This window comes from Geodermatophilus obscurus (assembly GCF_900115395.1).
Lineage (GTDB): Bacteria > Actinomycetota > Actinomycetes > Mycobacteriales > Geodermatophilaceae > Geodermatophilus > Geodermatophilus obscurus_B.
The window spans coordinates 165,371-184,325 of record NZ_FOWE01000007.1 but is presented as its reverse complement, the minus strand read 5'-3'; the positions used below and the strand labels follow the sequence as shown (position 1 = coordinate 184,325).

Below are 18,955 nucleotides of genomic sequence, written 5' to 3'. Positions count from 1 at the left end.
GGCCCGTCCGCGCCGGGCGACGCGGCACGCGCTGCCGCCCTCGTCCGCGAGCATAGGTCGGCTCCCTGTGCGTGCCCCGGCACCGCGGGAGGCCGGTGCGCCGCTGCGTACGATCGCGCGGTGACACCCGAGCAGTTGCGCGACCTCGTCCGGACCGTCGTCGCGGCGGTCGTCGAGCGTGGCGCGCTCGCCGTCGCCGTCCCCGACGACGTCCTCGTCGAGCGGCCGAAGAACCCCGGGCACGGCGACTACGCGACCAACGTCGCCCTCCGCCTGGCCAAGCCCGCGGGCATGCCGCCGCGCGCCGTCGCCGACCTGCTCGCCGCCGAGCTCCGCGCGCAGCCGGGCGTCGCCCGGGTCGACGTCGCCGGCCCCGGGTTCCTCAACGTCACCCTCGCCGAGGGCGCGCTCGGGCAGATCGCCGTCCGGGCCGTCACCGCCGGCGAGGGCTACGGCCGCACCGGCGCGCTGGCCGGGCAGCGGCTCAACCTCGAGTTCGTCTCCGCCAACCCGACCGGCCCCGTGACGCTGGGCTCCACCCGCTGGGCCGCCGTCGGCGACGCCCTCGGCCGCCTGCTGGAGGCCAGCGGCGCCGAGATCAGCCGCGAGTACTACGTCAACGACGCCGGCGCGCAGATCGAGCGCTTCGCCCGCAGCCTGCAGGCCGTGGCGGCCGGTCGGCCGGTGCCCGAGGACGGCTACCAGGGCGACTACGTGGGCGAGGTCGCCGCGCGCGTGCTAGCAGACGAACCCGGTTTGCTCGAGCGACCGGAGGACGAGCAGGTCGCCGTCTTCGCCGACCGCGGCGTCGCCGCGATGGTGGCCGACATCCGCGAGACCCTCGCCGGCTTCGGTGTGCCGTTCGACACCTTCTTCTCCGAGCGCACGCTGCACGAGTCCGGCGCGCTGGAGAAGGCGGTGGCCACGCTCCGCGAGCAGGGGCACGTCTACGAGGCCGACGGCGCCGTCTGGCTGCGGACGACGACGTTCGGTGACGACAAGGACCGCGTGCTGGTCAAGGCCGACGGTGAGCCCACCTACTTCGCGGCCGACTGCGCCTACTACCTCGACAAGCGGGCGCGCGGCTTCGACCGGGTCGTGATCATGCTCGGCGCCGACCACTCGGGCTACGTGGGCCGCTACAAGGCGCTGGTGGCCGCGGCCGGCGACGACCCCGCCACCCACCTCGAGATCCTCATCGGCCAGCTGGTGAACCTGGTGCGCGACGGCGAGCCGGTCCGGATGAGCAAGCGCAAGGGCAACTTCGTGCTGCTCACCGACCTGGTCGACGCCGTCGGGGTCGACGCCGCCCGGTACGCGCTGGCGCGCGCGTCGGTCGACCAGACGATCGACATCGACGCCGACCTGTGGAGCCGGCGGACCAACGACAACCCGGTGTTCTACGTCCAGTACGCGCACGCCCGGATCTCCTCGGTGCTGCGCAACGCCGCCGACCTCGGCCTGGCCCTCGGCAAGCCGGGCGACGTCGACGCCGGGCTGCTGGTCCACGAGCGGGAGAACGACCTGCTGCGCGCGGTCGGCGAGTTCCCGCGGGTGCTCACCTCCGCCGCCGAGCTGCGCGCGCCGCACCGGGTGGCCCGCTACCTCGAGGAGCTGGCCGGCACCTACCACCGCTTCTACGACGCCTGCCGGGTGCTGCCCCGCGGCGACGAGGAACCCGGCCCGCTGACCACCCCGCGGCTGTGGCTGTGCGCGGCCACCGCGGTGGTGCTGCGCAACGGCCTCGGCGTGCTCGGGGTCTCCGCGCCGGAGCGGATGTGAGGGCGCACCCGGCGGGGCCGCTGCACGGCGCCTTCGCCCCGCCGCCGTCGGCCGGGACGCCCCCGGCCGACCTCGGCGCGCTCGACGAGCGGGTCTGGCCGCGCTCGGCCCGCCGGGTCGACGGCGAGCTGCACCTCGGCGGCACGCCGGTCACCGAGCTCGCCCGCGTGCACGGCACCCCGCTGTTCGTCCTCGACGAGGACGACTTCCGCGGCCGCGCGGCCGACTTCGCCACCGCCTTCACCGGGGCCGACGTCCACTACGCCTCCAAGGCCTTCCTGTGCGGGCAGGTGGCGCGCTGGATCGCCGAGGACGGCCTGCACCTGGACGCCTGCAGCGGCAACGAGCTCGCCCTCGCGCTGGCCGCCGGCTTCCCGGCCGAGCGGATCGCGCTGCACGGCAACAACAAGTCGCCGGTCGAGCTGCAGCTGGCCGTCGACGCCGGGATCGGCCGGATCGTCGTCGACTCCTTCGACGAGATCGACCGGCTGGTCCCGATCGCCGAGGCGAGCGGGCGGGCGGTGCCGGTCCTGATCCGCGCCACCGTCGGCATCGAGGCGCACACCCACGAGTTCATCGCCACCGCCCACGAGGACCAGAAGTTCGGGTTCTCCCTGGCCACCGGCGACGCCCTGACTGCCGCCGTCCGGGTCATCCGCGAGCCCGCGCTGCACCTGGCCGGGCTGCACAGCCACATCGGCTCGCAGATCTTCGACACCGCCGGCTTCGAGGCCGCCGCGCACCGGGTGGTCGGCCTGATGGGGCAGGTGCACCAGGCCACCGGCGAGGTCCTCGGCGAGCTCAACCTCGGCGGCGGGTTCGGCATCGCCTACCTGCCCGACGACGACCCGGTTCCCCCCGACGACGTCGCCCGGCGGCTGCGCACCGTCGTCGCCGCCGAGTGCGCCGCGCTGGACCTGCCCGTGCCGCGGCTGGCCGTCGAGCCCGGCCGCGCGATCGCCGGCCCCGGCACGGTCACGCTCTACGAGATCGGCACGATCAAGCCGGTCCGCCTCGGCAGCGGCGGGCAGGGCGCGCCGCAGGTGCGCAACTACGTGTCGGTCGACGGCGGGATGAGCGACAACATCCGCACCGCCCTCTACGACGCGAGCTACACGTGCGTGCTGGCGAACCGCACCTCCGACGCCCCGCCGGCGCTGTGCCGCGTCGTCGGCAAGCACTGCGAGAGCGGCGACGTGCTGGTCCGCGACCTGTGGCTGCCCTCGGACGTGCGCGCGGGCGACCTGCTCGCCGTCGCCGCCACCGGCGCCTACTGCTGGTCGATGGCCAGCAACTACAACTACCTGCTCAAGCCGGCGGTGGTCGCGGCCCGCGACGGGGGGACCACGGTGATCGTGCGGCGTCAGACACTGGCGGACGTGTTCGCCCTCGACGCCGTCCTCGCCGACGTGCCCGCGCCCTCGCCGGCGATCGACCAGCCCGCGCCCGAGCTGCCGGTCGGGGCCCGGTCGTGACCGCGCCCCTGCGCGTCGCCCTGCTCGGCTGCGGCACGGTCGGCGGCGCGGTGCTGCGGCTGGTCGAGGAGCAGGCCGCCGACCTCACCGCCCGGGTGGGCCGCCCGGTGGAGGTCGCCGGGGTCGCCGTCCGCCGCCCCGACCGGCACCCCGAGGTGCCCGCCGGGCTGCTGACCACCGACGCGCACGGCCTGGTCACCCGCGACGACGTCGACCTCGTCGTCGAGGTGATCGGCGGTATCGAGCCGGCTCGCTCGCTGATCCAGGCGGCGATCGAGGCCGGCAAGTCCGTGGTCAGCGCCAACAAGGCGCTGCTGGCCGAGGACGGCGTGGCGCTGCACGCGGCGGCCGCGAAGGCCGGCGTCGACCTGTACTACGAGGCGTCGGTGGCCGGGGCGATCCCGCTGCTGCGCCCGCTGCGCGAGTCGCTGGCCGGCGACCAGATCCGCCGCGTCGTCGGCATCGTCAACGGCACGACCAACTACATCCTCTCGCGCATGGCCGAGACCGGCGCCGGTTTCGGCGAGGCGCTGGCCGAGGCCACCGACCTGGGGTACGCCGAGGCCGACCCCACCGCCGACGTCGACGGCTTCGACGCCGCCGCGAAGGCCGCGATCCTCGCCTCGCTGGCCTTCCACACCGCGGTGACCGCCTCCGACGTGCACCGCGAGGGCATCTCGTCGGTCACCGCCACCGACGTCGCCCGCGCCGCCGAGATCGGCTGCACGGTGAAGCTGCTGGCCATCTGCGAGCGGGTGGTGGGGGAGGACGGGGACACCGTCGCCGTCCGCGTGCACCCGGCGATGATCCCGACGACGCACCCCCTGGCCGCCGTCGGCGGGGCGTTCAACGCCGTCTTCGTCGAGGCCGAGGCCGCCGGGCAGCTGATGTTCTACGGCCAGGGCGCCGGGGGCGAGCCCACCGCCAGCGCCGTCCTCGGCGACCTCGTCGCCGTCGCCCGCAACCGGGTGGCCGGGGCCGCCGGGGCCGGTCCCACCGCCTACGCCGACCTGCCCACGCGGCCGATCGCCGAGACGCCGACCCGGTACCACGTCAGCCTCGACGTCGCCGACGTGCCCGGTGTGCTGGCCACCGTCGCCACCGAGTTCGCCCGGCACGAGGTGAGCATCGCCACCGTACGCCAGGACGGGCACGGCGACGCCGCCACGCTGGTCATCGTCACGCACAGCGCGCCCGACGCCGCCCTGTCGGCCACGGTCGCCGCGCTCCGGGAGATGCCCGCGGTCCGCGCGGTCACCAGCGTGCTGAGGGTCGAGGGGTTGTCATGACGGGGACGCTGCCCGGAGCGGTCTCGCCGCTGTGGCCGGGGCTGATCGAGGCCTACCGGTCGCGCCTGCCGGTCACCCGCACCACGCCGGTGGTCACCCTGCACGAGGGCGCCACCCCGCTGGTGCCGGCGCCCGAGCTGTCGCGGCGCACCGGCTGCGAGGTGTTCCTCAAGGTCGAGGGCGCCAACCCGACCGGGTCGTTCAAGGACCGCGGCATGACCATGGCCATCACCAAGGCCCTCGAGGAGGGCGCGCGGGCGGTCATCTGCGCCTCCACCGGCAACACCAGTGCCAGCGCCGCCGCCTACGCCGCGCGCGCCGGGATGGTGTGCGCCGTCCTCGTGCCGCAGGGCAAGATCGCGCTCGGCAAGCTCGCCCAGGCGCTGGTGCACGGCGCCAAGCTGCTGCAGGTCGACGGCAACTTCGACGACTGCCTCGGGCTGGCCAGCAAGCTGTCGATCGACTACCCCGTCAGCCTGGTCAACAGCGTCAACCAGTACCGCATCGAGGGGCAGAAGACCGCCTCGTTCGAGGTCGTCGACGTCCTCGGCGACGCCCCCGACGTGCACTGCCTGCCGGTCGGCAACGCCGGCAACATCACGGCCTACTGGCAGGGCTACCGCGAGTACGCCGACGACGGCCCCGCCACGCACCGGCCGCGGATGTGGGGCTTCCAGGCCGCGGGCGCCGCCCCGATCGTCACCGGGAAGGTCGTCGAGCACCCGAGCACCATCGCGACGGCGATCCGCATCGGCAACCCGGCGTCGTGGACGAAGGCGCTGGCCGCGCGCGACGAGTCCGGCGGGCGCATCGACGCCGTCACCGACCGCGAGATCCTCGCCGCCTACCGGCTGCTGGCCCGCACCGAGGCGGTCTTCGTCGAGCCCGCCTCGGCGGCGTCGGTCGCCGGCCTGCTCAAGGTGGCCGCGACGGGCGAGCTCGAGCCGGGTCAGCGCGTCGTGTGCACGGTGACCGGCAACGGGCTCAAGGACCCCGAATGGGCCATCTCCGGGGCTCCCGCACCGGTCACGATCCCCGTCGACGCCGCCGCGGCCGCCGCGCAGCTGGGCCTGTGATGGAAGGACCACGTCCTCCCCTCCGCTCGCACGCTCGCGAGGGAACCCGGGACGTGGCCGAGCCGGACCGGGCGTCGGTGCGCGTCCCCGCGACCAGCGCCAACCTCGGTCCCGCCTTCGACTGCGCCGGCCTCGCCCTGACGCTGCACGACGTCGTCGAGTTCGCCGTCGCCGACGCCGGGCTGACCGTCGAGGTGTCCGGCGTCGGGGCGGGGGAGCTGCCCACCGACGAGTCGCACATGGTCGTGCGCGCGTTCCGCACCGCCTGCGAGCAGCTCGGGTGGACCCCGCCGGGGCTCTGCGTGCGCGCCGTCAACGCCATCCCGCAGGGGCGGGGGATGGGCTCGTCGGCCGCCGCCGTCGTCGCCGGGGTCGTGGGCGCGTGGGCGCTGTGCCCCGACGTCGAGGGCATCGACGCCGACGCCGTCCTGCGGCTGGTCAGCGAGATCGAGGGCCACCCCGACAACGTCGCCGCCTGCCTGCTGGGCGGCGCGACCCTGTCGTGGACGACGCCGGGGGGTGCGCGGGCTGACCGCCTGCCGGTCAGCGACGAGGTGCTGCCGGTGGTCCTGGTACCGGAGGGCACCCTGTCGACCCACCTCGCCCGCACGCTGCTGCCGGCCTCGGTGCCGCACGGCGACGCCGCCTTCAACGCCGCGCGCGCGGCGCTGCTGGTGCACGCCCTGACCGCGGAGCCCGCGATGCTGCTCGAGGCCACCGAGGACCGGCTGCACCAGCGGCAGCGCGCGGCCGCGATGCCGGAGACGATCGCGCTGGTCGACCGGCTGCGCGCCGCCGGGCACGCGGCCGTGGTGTCCGGGGCCGGGCCCAGCGTGCTGGTGCTCACCCGGCACCACCCCGACGACGTCCCGGGGGACCCGGCGTCGGCGGTTCGCGTGCGCGAGGTGAGCTCGATCACCCCGGACGGGTGGCGTTCCCACCCGCTGGAGGTGGATCACGGTGGCGCCCGGGTGTCCCGTGTGGCGGCTGGGGTATCGTCTTCGTAACGAGGAACACTCCGCTGGCCAGCGGTGTTGTCCCGTCTGTGGGGCGAGTCTAGTCTTCTCCGTGTAGCCGCCTCTCGGGCGAGCCTCGCACGGAACGACACCGTCGACCATCGCTGTCGGCGCAGATCCCGTTCCGTACCCACTCGATCCGCCGCTCCCTGCCGTTCCGAACTCCTCGGACGGGAGCCGGCGTCGGGTCACCCCCTGCGCCGGTAGGCGCAGGTCACCGCAGGGAAGGACCTGTACGTGAGCGAAACCACCGACCTCGCGACCGTCGGCGCCCCCGAGGGCGTCGCGACGGGCGAGGCACCTGCCGCTGCGGGTGCGGCAGGCCGATCCCGCCGCCGCGGCAGCGGCCTGGCCGGGATGCTGCTCCCCGAGCTGCAGCGACTCGCGACCGAGCTGGGGATCTCCGGCGTCGGCCGCATGCGCAAGGGCGACCTCGTCACCGCCATCTCCGCCCGTCAGGTCGGTGGGGCCCCGGGCAGCGGCCCGGCGCCCGGCGCCCCGGCCGACAGTGCGCCGGCCGACAGCGCCCCGGACGCCTCCGGCGCGCCCACCGCGCGCGGGATCGCCGCGACCGCCGCGCCGCTCGAGGCCCCCGTCAGCGTCGGCGCCAACGGCGGCCCGCTGACCGGCAGTGCCCCGGCTCCCGACGGCGCGCCCGCCGAGAGCACGCCGCGCCGCCGCCGGGCGGCCAGCCGCCCCGCCGGCGCGCCGACCGGCGCCGACACCGCTCCCGCCGCGGCGGCGCCCGCCGAGACCCGTCCGGCCGAGACCCGTCCCGCCGACGTGCCGGCCGCAGACGCCCCGGTCGCCGACGCCGCCCCCGCCGTCGACGTGCCCTCCGGGACCGAGACGGCCCCCGCGGCCGGCACCGACACCGGGGCCGCCGTGACCGACACCGTGACCGACACCGTGGCCCCGCCCGCGGAGCAGACCGACGGCGACCGTGCCGACGGCGAGCGCTCCGCACGCAACCGGGACCGCGGTCGCAACCGCGACGCCCGGGACGGCGAGCGCCCGCAGCGCGACGCCCGGGACGGCGAGCGCCCCCAGCGCGACGGCCGGGACGGCGAGCGCGCCGAGCGCCCGCAGCGCGAGGGCCGGGACGGCGAGCGCGGCCCGCGTGACGGCGAGCGCGCCGAGCGCCCCCAGCGTGACGGGGCCCGCGACGGCGCCCGTGACGGCCAGCGCGAGGGCAACCGCGACGGCAACCGCGGCCCCGACCGCGGCGACCGCAACGGCCGCCCCGACACCCGCGCCGCCGCCGACCGCGGCAACGACCGTGGCAACGACGGCCGCAACGACGAGGACGACGACGACTTCGAGGGCGGCCGCGGCCGCCGCGGGCGCCGCTACCGCGACCGCAACCGCCGCAACGGTCGCGAGCGCTTCGAGCAGCCCACCGAGCCGACCGTCAGCGAGGACGACGTCCTCCTCCCGGTCGCCGGCATCCTCGACGTCCTCGACAACTACGCGTTCGTCCGCACCTCCGGGTACCTGACCGGCCCGAACGACGTCTACGTGTCCCTGTCGCAGGTGCGCCGGCACGGCCTGCGCCGCGGCGACGCCATCACCGGCGCCGTCCGTCAGCCCCGCGAGGGCGAGCGCAAGGACAAGTACAACGCGCTCGTCCGGCTCGACACGGTCAACGGCCTGGACCCCGAGCAGGCGCGCAACCGCCCGGAGTTCACCAAGCTGACCCCGCTCTACCCGCAGGAGCGGCTGCGGCTGGAGACCGACCCGCACCAGCTGACCACCCGGGTCATCGACCTGGTCATGCCGATCGGCAAGGGCCAGCGCGCCCTCATCGTGTCGCCGCCCAAGGCCGGCAAGACGATGGTGCTGCAGGCGATCGCCAACGCGATCACCACGAACAACCCCGAGTGCCACCTCATGGTCGTCCTGGTCGACGAGCGACCCGAGGAGGTCACCGACATGCAGCGTTCGGTGAAGGGCGAGGTCATCGCCTCGACCTTCGACCGGCCGCCGTCGGACCACACGACGGTCGCGGAGCTGTCCATCGAGCGGGCCAAGCGCCTCGTCGAGATGGGCCACGACGTCGTCGTCCTGCTGGACTCGATCACCCGCCTGGGCCGGGCCTACAACCTGGCCGCACCCGCCAGCGGGCGCATCCTGTCCGGTGGTGTCGACTCCACGGCGCTCTACCCGCCCAAGCGCTTCCTCGGCGCCGCCCGCAACATCGAGAACGGCGGCTCGCTGACCATCATCGCCTCGGCGCTGGTGGAGACCGGGTCCACGATGGACACGGTCATCTTCGAGGAGTTCAAGGGCACCGGTAACGCGGAGATCAAGCTCGACCGCCGGCTGGCGGACAAGCGGGTCTTCCCGGCCGTCGACGTCAACGCGTCGGGCACGCGCAAGGAGGAGATCCTCATGTCGCCCGACGAGCTGGCCATCGTCATCAAGCTGCGCCGGGTGCTCGCCGCGCTCGAGCCGCAGCAGGCGCTGGAGCTGCTGCTCGACAAGCTGCGCAAGACGCGCAACAACATCGAGTTCCTCATGCAGATCCAGAAGACGACGATCGGCCCCGAGCGCGACTGACGAAGGACCCCGCTGCCCCTCACCGCCCACGCTCGCGGCGGGGCCCCTGCAGCGGGGCCGCCGCTGGGCGGGGCCGGACGTCTGGGACACTGGACGACTGAGCCCCGCAGCGCGGCCGGAATGACCGGCGGGCCGCCGGCGTTCGACCACCTGAACGGCACAGACCACCGGAAGAGGCGACATGAAGCCCGGCATCCACCCCGACTACCACACCACCACGGTCACCTGTGGTTGCGGGAACACCTTCACCACCCGCAGCACCGCCCCCGGCGGCACGCTGACCGTGGAGACCTGCTCCGCCTGCCACCCGTTCTACACGGGCAAGCAGCGGATCCTCGACACCGGCGGTCGCGTGGCCCGCTTCGAGAAGCGCTTCGGCAAGCGCGGCGCGAACGCCGGCAAGTAGCACCCCCGACGGCGCCCGTCCCACCTCGTGTGGGACGGGCGCCGTCGTCGTGTCCGCCGCCGATCCCGCCGCCCACCCCGTCCCTGGAGTCCTCCGCATGAGCACCTCGACCGACGCCGCGCCCGACCGGCTGAGCGGGCTGCTCGACGAGCACGCCGCGCTGGAGACCGAGCTCGCCGACCCGGCGGTGCACACCGACACCGCCCGCGCCCGCCGGCTGGGCCGCCGCTACGCCCAGCTCGCGCCCCTGGTCGAGACGGCGCGCGCGCTCGACGCCGCCCGGGACGACCTCGCCGCCGCCCGTGAGCTCGCCGCCGAGGACCCCTCCTTCGCCGAGGAGGCCCGTGGCCTCGAGACGCTGATCGAGGAGCTCACCGACCGGTTGCGCGAGCAGCTGCTGCCGAAGGACCCCGACGACGACAAGGACGTCATCCTCGAGATCAAGGCGGGGGAGGGCGGCGCGGAGTCGGCCCTGTTCGCCGGCGACCTGCTGCGCATGTACCTGCGCTACGCCGAGCGCCGGGGCTGGTCCACCGAGGTCCTCGACGCCGTCCCCGCCGAGCTCGGCGGCTACAAGGACGTCTCCATCGCGGTGAAGTCGCGCACCGACGAGGGCATCTGGTCGCGGCTGAAGTTCGAGGGCGGCGTGCACCGGGTGCAGCGGGTGCCCGTCACCGAGTCCCAGGGCCGCATCCACACCTCCGCCGTCGGCGTGCTCGTGCTGCCCGAGGCCGAGGAGGTCGACGTCACCGTCGACCCGAACGACCTGCGCATCGACGTCTTCCGCTCCTCGGGCCCCGGCGGGCAGAGCGTGAACACCACTGACTCCGCCGTCCGGATCACCCACCTGCCGACCGGCATCGTCGTCAGCTCGCAGAACGAGAAGAGCCAGCTGCAGAACCGCGAGTCGGCGCTGCGCGTGCTGCGCTCCCGGCTGCTGGCCGCCGCCCGCGAGGAGGCCGCGGCCACCGCCAGCGACCAGCGGCGCAGCCAGGTCCGCACGGTCGACCGCAGCGAGCGCGTGCGCACCTACAACTTCCCGGAGAGCCGCATCTCCGACCACCGGGTCGGCTTCAAGGCGCACAACCTCGACGCCGTGCTCGACGGCGAGCTCGACCCGGTCATCGACGCGCTCACCCGCGCGCACACCGCCGAGCTGCTGGCGGCCGGCTCCTGAACACCCGCACGCTCCTCGCCGACGCCGCCCGGCGGCTGGCCGAGGCCGGCGTCGCGTCACCGCGCGTGGACGCCGAGCTCCTGCTCGCCCACGTCCTCGGCCGCTCCCGCACAGCGCTGCTCACCCTCGTCGACGTCGACGACGACGCCACCGCCCGCTTCACCGCCCTGCTCGACCAGCGCGCCGCCCGCGTCCCCCTGCAGCACCTCACCGGCCGCGCACCGTTCCGCCACCTCGAGCTCGCCGTCGGCCCGGGCGTGTTCGTGCCGCGGCCGGAGACCGAGCAGCTCGTCGAGTGGGCCCTGGCCCGGCTCGCCGGCGTCGCGGAGCCGGTCGTCGTCGACCTCGGCAGCGGGTCCGGCGCGATCGCGCTGTCGATCGCGCACGAGCACCCCGGCGCGCGGGTCACCGCCGTCGAGCGCGACCCGCAGGCGATGGAGTGGACCCGGCACAACGCCGGCCTGCGCGCCGCCGCCGGCGACCGCCCGGTGACCGTGCTCGCCGGTGACATGACCGACCCGGCGCTCTTGACCGGCCTCGACGGCGCCGTCGACCTCGTCGTCTCCAACCCGCCCTACGTGCCCGACGGCGCCCGGGTGCCCTGCGAGGTGGCCGACCACGACCCGCCGCTGGCGCTGTGGGGCGGTCCCGACGGCCTCGACGTCGTCCGGGGGCTGCTGCGGACCGCCGCCCGCCTGCTGCGGCCCGGTGGTGTGCTCGGCATCGAGCACGCCGACCAGCAGGGGAGCGCACTGCCCGCGCTCGTGCGCGGCACCGGCGACTTCACCGACGTCGCCGACCACCCCGACCTCGCCGGCCGCCCGCGGTTCACCACCGCGCGGCGGGCTGGGGGAGACTGACCGCCCGTGGCCGACCTCTACGACTGCACCGACCCCGCGGCGCGCGCGGCGGGCCTGGACGCCGCCGCCGCGGCGATCGCCCGCGGACAGCTCGTCCTGCTGCCCACCGACACCGTCTACGGCGTCGGCGCCGACGCGTTCTCACCCGCCGCGGTCGCCGGCCTGCTGGCGGCGAAGAACCGCGGCCGCGCGATGCCGGTGCCGGTGCTCATCGGCGAGGCCTCCACGCTGGCCGGGCTGACCATCCGCGTGCCCGCGGCGGCGACCCGGCTCGCCGAGGCGTTCTGGCCCGGCGGGCTGACCCTCGTCGTCGAGCACGCGCCGTCCCTGGCCTGGGACCTCGGCGACGCCGAGGGCACCGTCGCCGTGCGACTCCCCGACGACGACGTCGCCCGCGACCTGCTGCGCCGCACCGGCCCGATGGCGGTGTCGAGCGCCAACCGGTCGGGCCGCCCGGCCGCGACGACGGCGCAGGAGGCCGTGGCCCAGCTCGGCGAGCACGCCGCCGTGGTGCTCGACGGCGGCCCCCGCGAGGGGTCGGCCGCGAGCACGATCGTCGACTGCACCGGTCCCGCGCCCCGCGTGCTGCGCGTGGGCGCGGTGCCCGTCGAGCGCCTCCGCGAGGTCCTGCCCGAGACCGTCGACTAGCGGCGGCGGCGTCCGCCGGTCCCGCCCCGGTGCCCGTCCGGGCGATACCGTGGGGGAGCCGCCCTGTCGTCTCGCCCCCGGAGCACCGTCGCGATGAGCCAGCCCGCCCTGCCTCCGGGCGGGGTCCCGCGCGGTCCCGGTCGGGACTGAGCCGTGCGCGAGTACGCCGTCGTCCTGCTGACCGCCGGCCTGGTCACCTTCCTGGCCACCCCGGTGGTGCGGGTGGCGGCGGTCCGGCTCCGGATGATGGCCGCCCCCCGCGAGCGCGACGTGCACGTCATCCCCACCCCGCGCGGGGGAGGGGTGGCGATGTACCTCGGCGTGGCCGCGGCCGTGATGGTGGCCACCCGGCTGCCGGCCCTGCAGCGCACGTTCGACGACTCGCAGACCGCCGCGGTGCTCGTCGCCGGCGGGCTGATCTGCCTGCTCGGGGTCCTCGACGACAAGTTCGGCCTCGACGCGCTCACCAAGCTGACCGGCCAGATCGCCGCGGCCGGCGTCATGGTGCTGCTCGGGGTGCAGCTGGCCTTCCTGTTCCTGCCGGTGGCCGACATCGGGACGATCTCCTTCGGCCCCGACGTCGGCGTGCCGCTGACCATCCTGCTGACCGTCATGACGGTCAACGCGCTGAACTTCATCGACGGCCTCGACGGGCTGGCCGCGGGCGTCTCGGCGATCGCGGCGCTGGCCTTCTTCGCCTACAGCTACAACCTCAGCCGGGTCGGTTACGACGAGGTCGCCAGCGCCCCGGCCCTGGTCACCGCGGTGCTGGCCGGCGCCTGCCTGGGCTTCCTGCCGCACAACTTCAGCCCGGCACGCATCTTCATGGGCGACTCGGGCTCCATGCTCGTGGGCCTCATGCTGTCGGCGGCCGCCGTCAGCGCCACCGGTCGCGTCGACGCGCAGTCCTTCGACTCCGCGGCCAGCCTCCTCCCGCTCGCGCTGCCCCTCCTGGTGCCGATCGCGGTCCTCTTCATCCCCTTCATCGACCTCGTCCTGGCCGTCGTCCGCCGGACCCGCCGGGGCCAGTCGCCGTTCTCACCCGACAAGATGCACCTGCACCACCGGCTGCTGGCCATCGGCCACTCCCACCGCCGGGCGGTGCTGACCATGTACTTCTGGGCGGCTCTCCTGTCCTTCGGCGCGGTGGCGCTGTCGATCACCGGCGGGACGGCGGAGCTGCTCGTCGTGATCGGGGTGCTGCTCGCCGTGGGTGTCGTCGTCGTCCTCAGCCCGCACGCCCGTCGTGCGGCCCGTGAGGCCCGGGCGGCCGAGATCGCCGCACAGCGCCGCCGCAGCCGGGCCGCGCACCCGACCGCCCGGACCACCCGCGCTCACGCCCGCAGGTCCACCGCCGCGGCCCTGCCCGGCGGCACCCCCGCGACGGCCGCCCCGCCCGCGACCGCGCCGCCCGGGCCCCCCGCCCCACGTGCGGCCGGCGCCGGACGGGGCCTGCGGTGAGCGCGCCCCGCCCCACGGCCGAGGTGCCGTGGGACCTGTCGTTCCTGCGCGTGGGCACGCTGGCCACGGCCGCGGTGGCCGGTGTTGCCGCGGTCGTCGTCGGCCTGTCCCTGGGCTGGCCCGACGCCGTCGGGGTCCTGGTGGGCGCCGCGGTGGTGACGGCGTTCTTCGTGTTCTCCGGGGTGGTCGTAGCCTGGGCGGGCCGGATCGATGACACCTTCACCCTGCCGGCGGCCCTGGGGGCGTTCTTCGTGAAGGCCGTCGTGCTGTTCGCCATCCTGAACGCCCTCCCCGAGGACGGCTGGCTGGACCGGCTGACGATGGCGTGGGCGGTCATCGTGGGCGCCCTGCTGTGGAGCGGGGTGCAGCTCCGCTGGGTGTGGACCCGGCCGCTCTACTACGTCACCCCCCCGGCACCACCCGGACAGGCGACTGTTCCCCCGCCACCGGACGGGCCCGCGACACTCGGCTGATAGTGTCCCCGCCGATGGCCGAGGACGACCCCGCCCGCGGGGAGCCGCGGTCCCGACCTGCGCGACCAGCCGCCCCTCGGGGCAGCGGTGCCGAGACCGGCTACGCCGTCATCGGGACGATGATCTCCGGGATGGCCGTGTGGGGCGGGGCCGGCTGGTTGCTCGACCGGTGGCTGGACACCCGTGTGTTCCTGCCGGTCGGGATCATCCTCGGCATCTCGGTGGCCATCTACCTGGTCGTCAAGCGGTACGGCGGTCCGCCCCCGACACCGGGGGCGTCCGACACCAGCACCACCCCGGGCGGACGACGGAGCCGGCCCAGGACGCAGAAGGGACAACGGTGACCTCCAGCGCCCTCGCGCTCGCTGACGTGCTCGCGGTCGAGGACACCGGCGGCGGGGACGGCTTCCAGGCCCCGGGACTCAGCGAGTTCTACCCGGAACCGCTCGCAGAGTTCTCGCTGGTCGGCGTCGACTTCGCCATCACCCGCATCACGCTCGGCCTGTTCGTCGCTACCACCGCGATGCTGGTCTTCATGGTCCTGGCGGCGCGCAGGCCGCAGATCGTTCCGAGCAAGTTGCAGTTCGTCGGCGAGAGCGGCTATTCCCTCGTCCGCGACGGCATCGCCCGCGACGTGGTCGGCCCCAAGGGGCTGCCGTTCGCGCCGTTCCTGGCCGCGCTGTTCTTCTTCATCCTCGCGAACAACCTGATGGCGATCATCCCGTTGGCGCAGATCTCGCCGATGTCGCGGTTCGCGTTCCCACTGGTGCTCGCCCTGATCTGCTGGGCCCTCTACATCTACATCGGCATCCGCGAGCAGGGCGCCGGGCGCTACTTCAAGGACATCCTGTTCCTGCCCGGCGTGCCCAAGGCGATGTACGTCCTGGTGACACCGATCGAGATCCTGCAGAACTTCATCGTCCGGCCGTTCACCCTCGCGGTGCGGCTCTTCGCGAACATGTTCGCCGGCCACATGCTGCTGGTCGTCTTCTCGCTCGGCGCGGTCTACCTGCTCAGCCGGGACAACTTCTCCATCGTCTTCGGACCCATCTCCGCACTGATGGCGATCGTGATGACCTTCTTCGAACTCCTGGTCATCTTCCTGCAGGCCTACGTCTTCACCGTGCTGATGGGGACCTACCTGAACGGCTCCATCGAGGCCGAGCACTGACGGCCTGACCCGCACCCCCGATCGCACGACCCCGCACGACCCCCGCAAGCCGCCCGGCGGACACCGGGCGACGACACAGGAGGAACAACCCGTCATGGACAATCTCGCTGAGCTGACCGGCAGCATCGGCTCCGTGGGCTACGGCCTCGCGGCCATCGGCCCGGGTATCGGCGTCGGCATCGTGTGGGCCGCCTACATCCAGGCCACCGCCCGCCAGCCCGAGTCGGCCGGCCTGACCCGCACCTACGCCTTCCTCGGGTTCGCCCTCTCCGAGGCGCTCGCGCTGATCGGCTTCGTCGTCCCCTTCGTCTTCGGCCTCTGACCCCACCTCCGGGTAGGTACAGCGGCCAACGAGACAGGACACTGAGATCATGAGCATCCTCGCTGCGGAGAGCGCCAACCCGCTCATCCCGCCGCTCGGCGAGATCATCATCGGCCTGGTCGCCTTCGCGATCGTGCTGCTGGTGTTCTTCCGGTTCATCGCGCCGCGCTTCGAGCAGGCCTTCCGGGCCCGCCGCGAGGCCATCGAGGGCGGCATCGAGCGCGCCGAGGCCATGCAGGCCGAGGCCAAGGCGGCGCTGGAGCAGTACCGGGCGCAGCTGGCCGAGGCCCGCACCGAGGCCGCGCAGATCCGCGACCAGGCTCGCGCCGAGGGTCAGCAGATCCTCGAGGAGCTCCGCGCCCAGGCGCAGGAGGAGTCCGCGCGGATCGTGGCCCGCGGCGAGGAGCAGCTGGCCGCCAACCGGCAGTCGGTGGTCAACGAGCTGCGTGGCCAGATCGGCGCGCTCGCCGTCGACCTCGCCGGCCGGGTGGTGGGCGAGTCCCTCGAGGACGAGGCGCGCCGCCGCGGCACCGTGGACCGCTTCCTCGACTCACTCGACGGCATGTCCGCCGGCGGTGCGTCCGACGGCCGGACCGGCAGCACCGTGTTCGTCCCCGGGGCGGACCGCTGATGGACGCCTCCAGCCGGGCGGCGATCGCGGTCAGCCGCGAGCGCCTCGCGGCCACCACCCGCGGCGCCGCCGGACCGGGGCTGATGGCCCTGGCCGACGAGCTCTTCGCCGTCGCACGGTTGCTCGAGGGGCAGCTCTCGCTGCGCCGCGCGCTCTCCGACGCGTCGGTGAAGCCGGTCGACCGGGCGGGCCTGGTGCGCAGCATCTTCGGCGGCAAGGTGTCGGCGGCCACCGTCGACCTCGTCGAGACGGTCGCCCGGCAGCGCTGGTCGCGGCCGCTGGACCTGGTCGAGGCCGTGGAGCTCCTCGCGACGGAGGCGGGGCTGGACGCCGCCGAGGCGCGGGGTGAGCTCGAGGGCGTCGAGGACGAGCTGTTCCGGTTCGGCCGCATCGTGGGCGGCGACCCGGGCCTCTCGCGCATCCTCTCCGACGACCGCGCGCCCGTCGCCGGCAAGACGGCGCTGCTCGACCGGCTGCTGTCGGGCCGGGTCAGCCCCGTCACCGAGCAGCTGCTGCGGAACTCCCTGACCGTCCGGCACGTGGGCAACGCGGAGAACCGGATCGAGCGGCTGTCGGCGTCGGCCTCCGCCCGGCGGGGCCGGTCGGTCGCCTACGTGACGTCGGCGGCACCGCTCACCTCGGCGCAGGAGCAGCGGCTGCAGGACGTGCTCGGCCGGATCTACGGCCGGACGATCGGCCTGCAGGTCACCGTCGACCCGGCGGTGCTCGGCGGCCTCGTCGTCCGCGTCGGTGACGAGGTCGTCGACGGCAGCGTGGCGAACCGGCTCGAGGTCGCGAGCCGCCGGCTCGCCGGCTGACCCGGCGACCACCCAGACCACCAGACACCACCCCAGCAGCACACCCAGCAGGGAAGAGGACGCGAGCCATGGCCGAGCTGACGATCTCCGCAGACGAGATCCGCAGTGCCATCCAGAACTACGTCACCGAGTACTCCCCGGACGTCTCCCGGGAAGAGGTCGGGATCGTCACCGAGGCCGGCGACGGCATCGCCCGGGTCGAGGGCCTGCCCTCGGTCATGACCAACGAGCTGCTCGAGTTCGAGAGCGGTGTCCGCGGCCTGGCCCTGAACCTCGACGTGCGCGAGGTCGGCGTCGTCGTCCTCGGTGACTTCGCGGGCATCGAGGAGGGCCAGCAGGTCCGCCGCACCGGTGAGGTCCTCTCCGTCGCCGTCGGCGACGGCTACCTCGGTCGCGTCGTCGACCCGCTGGGCAACCCCATCGACGGCGCCGGCGAGATCGCCACCACGGGCCGTCGCGCCCTGGAGCTGCAGGCACCCACCGTGGTGCAGCGGCAGTCGGTGCACGAGCCGCTGCAGACCGGCATCAAGGCCATCGACGCCATGACGCCGATCGGCCGCGGCCAGCGTCAGCTCGTCATCGGTGACCGCCAGACCGGCAAGACGGCCATCGTCACCGACACGATCATCAACCAGAAGCAGGCCTGGGAGACCGGCGACCCGGCGCAGCAGGTGCGCTGCATCTACGTCGCCGTCGGCCAGAAGGGCTCGACGATCGCGGCGATCCGCGCCTCCCTCGAGGAGGCCGGCGCGATGGAGTACACGACCATCGTCGCCGCGCCCGCCTCGGAGTCCGCCGGCTTCAAGTACATCGCCCCCTACACCGGCTCGGCCATCGGCCAGCACTGGATGTACGAGGGCAAGCACGTCCTCATCGTGTTCGACGACCTGTCCAAGCAGGCCGAGGCCTACCGCGCCGTCTCGCTGCTGCTGCGCCGCCCGCCGGGCCGCGAGGCCTACCCCGGCGATGTCTTCTACCTCCACTCCCGCCTGCTGGAGCGCTGCGCCAAGCTCTCCGACGACCTGGGTGCCGGCTCGATGACCGGTCTGCCGCTCATCGAGACCAAGGGCAACGACGTGTCGGCCTACATCCCGACCAACGTCATCTCGATCACCGACGGGCAGATCTTCCTCGAGACCGGTCTGTTCAACTCCGGTGTGCGCCCGGCCATCAACGTCGGCATCTCGGTCTCCCGGGTCGGCGGCTCCGCGCAGATCAAGGCGATGAAGTCCGTCGCCGGCCGCCTGCGCCTGGACCTCGCCCAGTACCGCGAGCTCGAGGCCTTCGCCTCGTTCTCCTCCGACCTCGACGCCTCCAGCCGGGCGACGCTGGACCGCGGTCAGCGGCTCGTCGAGCTGCTCAAGCAGGGGCAGTACCAGCCGTACCCGGTCGAGCGCGAGGTCGTCTCGCTGTGGCTGGGGACCACCGGCAAGCTCGACCGCGTGCCGGTCGGTGACGTGCGCCGGTTCGAGTCGGAGTTCCTCGACCACATCGCCCGGGCCGAGCCCGGCGTCTACGACGAGATCCGCACCTCGCGGGCCCTCGGCGGCGACGCCGTCAGCAGCCTCGAGCGCGCCGTCGACGGCTTCTACCGCCAGTTCACGACGACGGACGGCAGCTCGCTGACCGACGACGGCGACGAGGACACCACCGGCCAGGGCACCGCCGGCCAGCGGGGCGGGAACGCCGGTCAGCGGGGCGGCGCCCAGGGTGGCGGGACGGCGCAGAACGGCGGGACGGCGCAGGGCGGCGCGACGGCGCAGGGCGCCACCGCGGCGACGAGGGCCTGAC

The 18,955-nt window shown here is 74.4% G+C and carries 18 protein-coding genes; all 18 read left to right on the top strand.

The window, feature by feature from the left end; all coding sequences use genetic code 11:
* Positions 1-120: 120 nt before the first annotated feature.
* The 18 genes from argS to atpA all read left to right on the top strand — a co-directional run bounded on the left by argS (position 121) and on the right by atpA (position 18,954).
* A complete protein-coding gene (argS, locus tag BM165_RS15270; RefSeq protein ID WP_075014406.1) occupies positions 121-1,782 on the top strand; it encodes an arginine--tRNA ligase in 1,662 nt (553 codons plus the stop codon).
* Positions 1,779-3,257, top strand: a complete 1,479-nt coding sequence (lysA, locus tag BM165_RS15265; protein WP_075014405.1) for a diaminopimelate decarboxylase — start codon at positions 1,779-1,781, stop codon at positions 3,255-3,257. The genes argS and lysA overlap by 4 nt, the downstream gene beginning before the upstream one ends.
* Positions 3,254-4,546 carry a homoserine dehydrogenase gene (locus BM165_RS15260; RefSeq protein WP_075014404.1) on the top strand — a complete coding sequence of 431 codons (1,293 nt, stop codon included), beginning with the start codon at positions 3,254-3,256 and terminating at the stop codon, positions 4,544-4,546. Before lysA ends, BM165_RS15260 begins: the two co-directional genes overlap by 4 nt.
* The gene (thrC, locus tag BM165_RS15255) at positions 4,543-5,622 is read left to right on the top strand and encodes a threonine synthase (protein ID WP_075014403.1); all 1,080 of its coding nucleotides are present in this window, start codon (positions 4,543-4,545) and stop codon (positions 5,620-5,622) included. Before BM165_RS15260 ends, thrC begins: the two co-directional genes overlap by 4 nt.
* 53 nt (positions 5,623-5,675) lie before the next feature.
* Positions 5,676-6,629 carry a homoserine kinase gene (gene thrB / locus BM165_RS15250; protein ID WP_075014402.1) on the top strand — a complete coding sequence of 318 codons (954 nt, stop codon included), beginning with the start codon at positions 5,676-5,678 and terminating at the stop codon, positions 6,627-6,629.
* Between the two features lie 246 nt (positions 6,630-6,875).
* Positions 6,876-9,197, top strand: coding sequence for a transcription termination factor Rho (gene rho, locus BM165_RS15245; RefSeq protein ID WP_075014401.1), 2,322 nt, complete (start codon positions 6,876-6,878; stop codon positions 9,195-9,197).
* Positions 9,198-9,378: 181 nt separating this feature from the next.
* Positions 9,379-9,603 (top strand): 50S ribosomal protein L31, encoded by a 225-nt coding sequence (gene rpmE, locus BM165_RS15240; protein ID WP_075014400.1) that lies wholly within the window; start codon positions 9,379-9,381, stop codon positions 9,601-9,603.
* Between the two features lie 97 nt (positions 9,604-9,700).
* Positions 9,701-10,780, top strand: coding sequence for a peptide chain release factor 1 (prfA, locus tag BM165_RS15235; RefSeq protein WP_075014399.1), 1,080 nt, complete (start codon positions 9,701-9,703; stop codon positions 10,778-10,780).
* On the top strand, positions 10,777-11,640 hold the full coding sequence (prmC, locus tag BM165_RS15230; protein WP_075014398.1) for a peptide chain release factor N(5)-glutamine methyltransferase: 864 nt from the start codon (positions 10,777-10,779) through the stop codon (positions 11,638-11,640). The genes prfA and prmC overlap by 4 nt, the downstream gene beginning before the upstream one ends.
* Positions 11,641-11,646: 6 nt before the next feature.
* Complete coding sequence (locus tag BM165_RS15225; protein WP_075014397.1) at positions 11,647-12,288, top strand: L-threonylcarbamoyladenylate synthase; 642 nt, start codon at positions 11,647-11,649, stop codon at positions 12,286-12,288.
* A 153-nt stretch (positions 12,289-12,441) separates the two neighbouring features.
* Positions 12,442-13,749, top strand: a complete 1,308-nt coding sequence (locus tag BM165_RS15220) for a glycosyltransferase family 4 protein (RefSeq protein ID WP_075014396.1) — start codon at positions 12,442-12,444, stop codon at positions 13,747-13,749.
* Positions 13,746-14,222 (top strand): Cg1360 family ATP-synthase-associated protein, encoded by a 477-nt coding sequence (locus tag BM165_RS15215; protein WP_075014395.1) that lies wholly within the window; start codon positions 13,746-13,748, stop codon positions 14,220-14,222. The genes BM165_RS15220 and BM165_RS15215 overlap by 4 nt, the downstream gene beginning before the upstream one ends.
* A 14-nt stretch (positions 14,223-14,236) precedes the next feature.
* Positions 14,237-14,566 carry an AtpZ/AtpI family protein gene (locus BM165_RS15210; protein ID WP_075014556.1) on the top strand — a complete coding sequence of 110 codons (330 nt, stop codon included), beginning with the start codon at positions 14,237-14,239 and terminating at the stop codon, positions 14,564-14,566.
* Positions 14,563-15,393, top strand: coding sequence for a F0F1 ATP synthase subunit A (atpB, locus tag BM165_RS15205; RefSeq protein WP_075014394.1), 831 nt, complete (start codon positions 14,563-14,565; stop codon positions 15,391-15,393). The genes BM165_RS15210 and atpB overlap by 4 nt, the downstream gene beginning before the upstream one ends.
* A 94-nt stretch (positions 15,394-15,487) precedes the next feature.
* The gene (atpE, locus tag BM165_RS15200) at positions 15,488-15,715 is read left to right on the top strand and encodes an ATP synthase F0 subunit C (RefSeq protein WP_075014393.1); all 228 of its coding nucleotides are present in this window, start codon (positions 15,488-15,490) and stop codon (positions 15,713-15,715) included.
* Positions 15,716-15,764: 49 nt separating this feature from the next.
* Positions 15,765-16,346, top strand: a complete 582-nt coding sequence (locus BM165_RS15195) for a F0F1 ATP synthase subunit B (protein ID WP_075014392.1) — start codon at positions 15,765-15,767, stop codon at positions 16,344-16,346.
* On the top strand, positions 16,346-17,164 hold the full coding sequence (locus BM165_RS15190) for a F0F1 ATP synthase subunit delta (protein WP_075014391.1): 819 nt from the start codon (positions 16,346-16,348) through the stop codon (positions 17,162-17,164). The genes BM165_RS15195 and BM165_RS15190 overlap by 1 nt, the downstream gene beginning before the upstream one ends.
* 68 nt (positions 17,165-17,232) lie before the next feature.
* Positions 17,233-18,954 (top strand): F0F1 ATP synthase subunit alpha, encoded by a 1,722-nt coding sequence (atpA, locus tag BM165_RS15185; protein ID WP_244274250.1) that lies wholly within the window; start codon positions 17,233-17,235, stop codon positions 18,952-18,954.
* The last annotated feature ends 1 nt before the right edge of the window (position 18,955 follow it).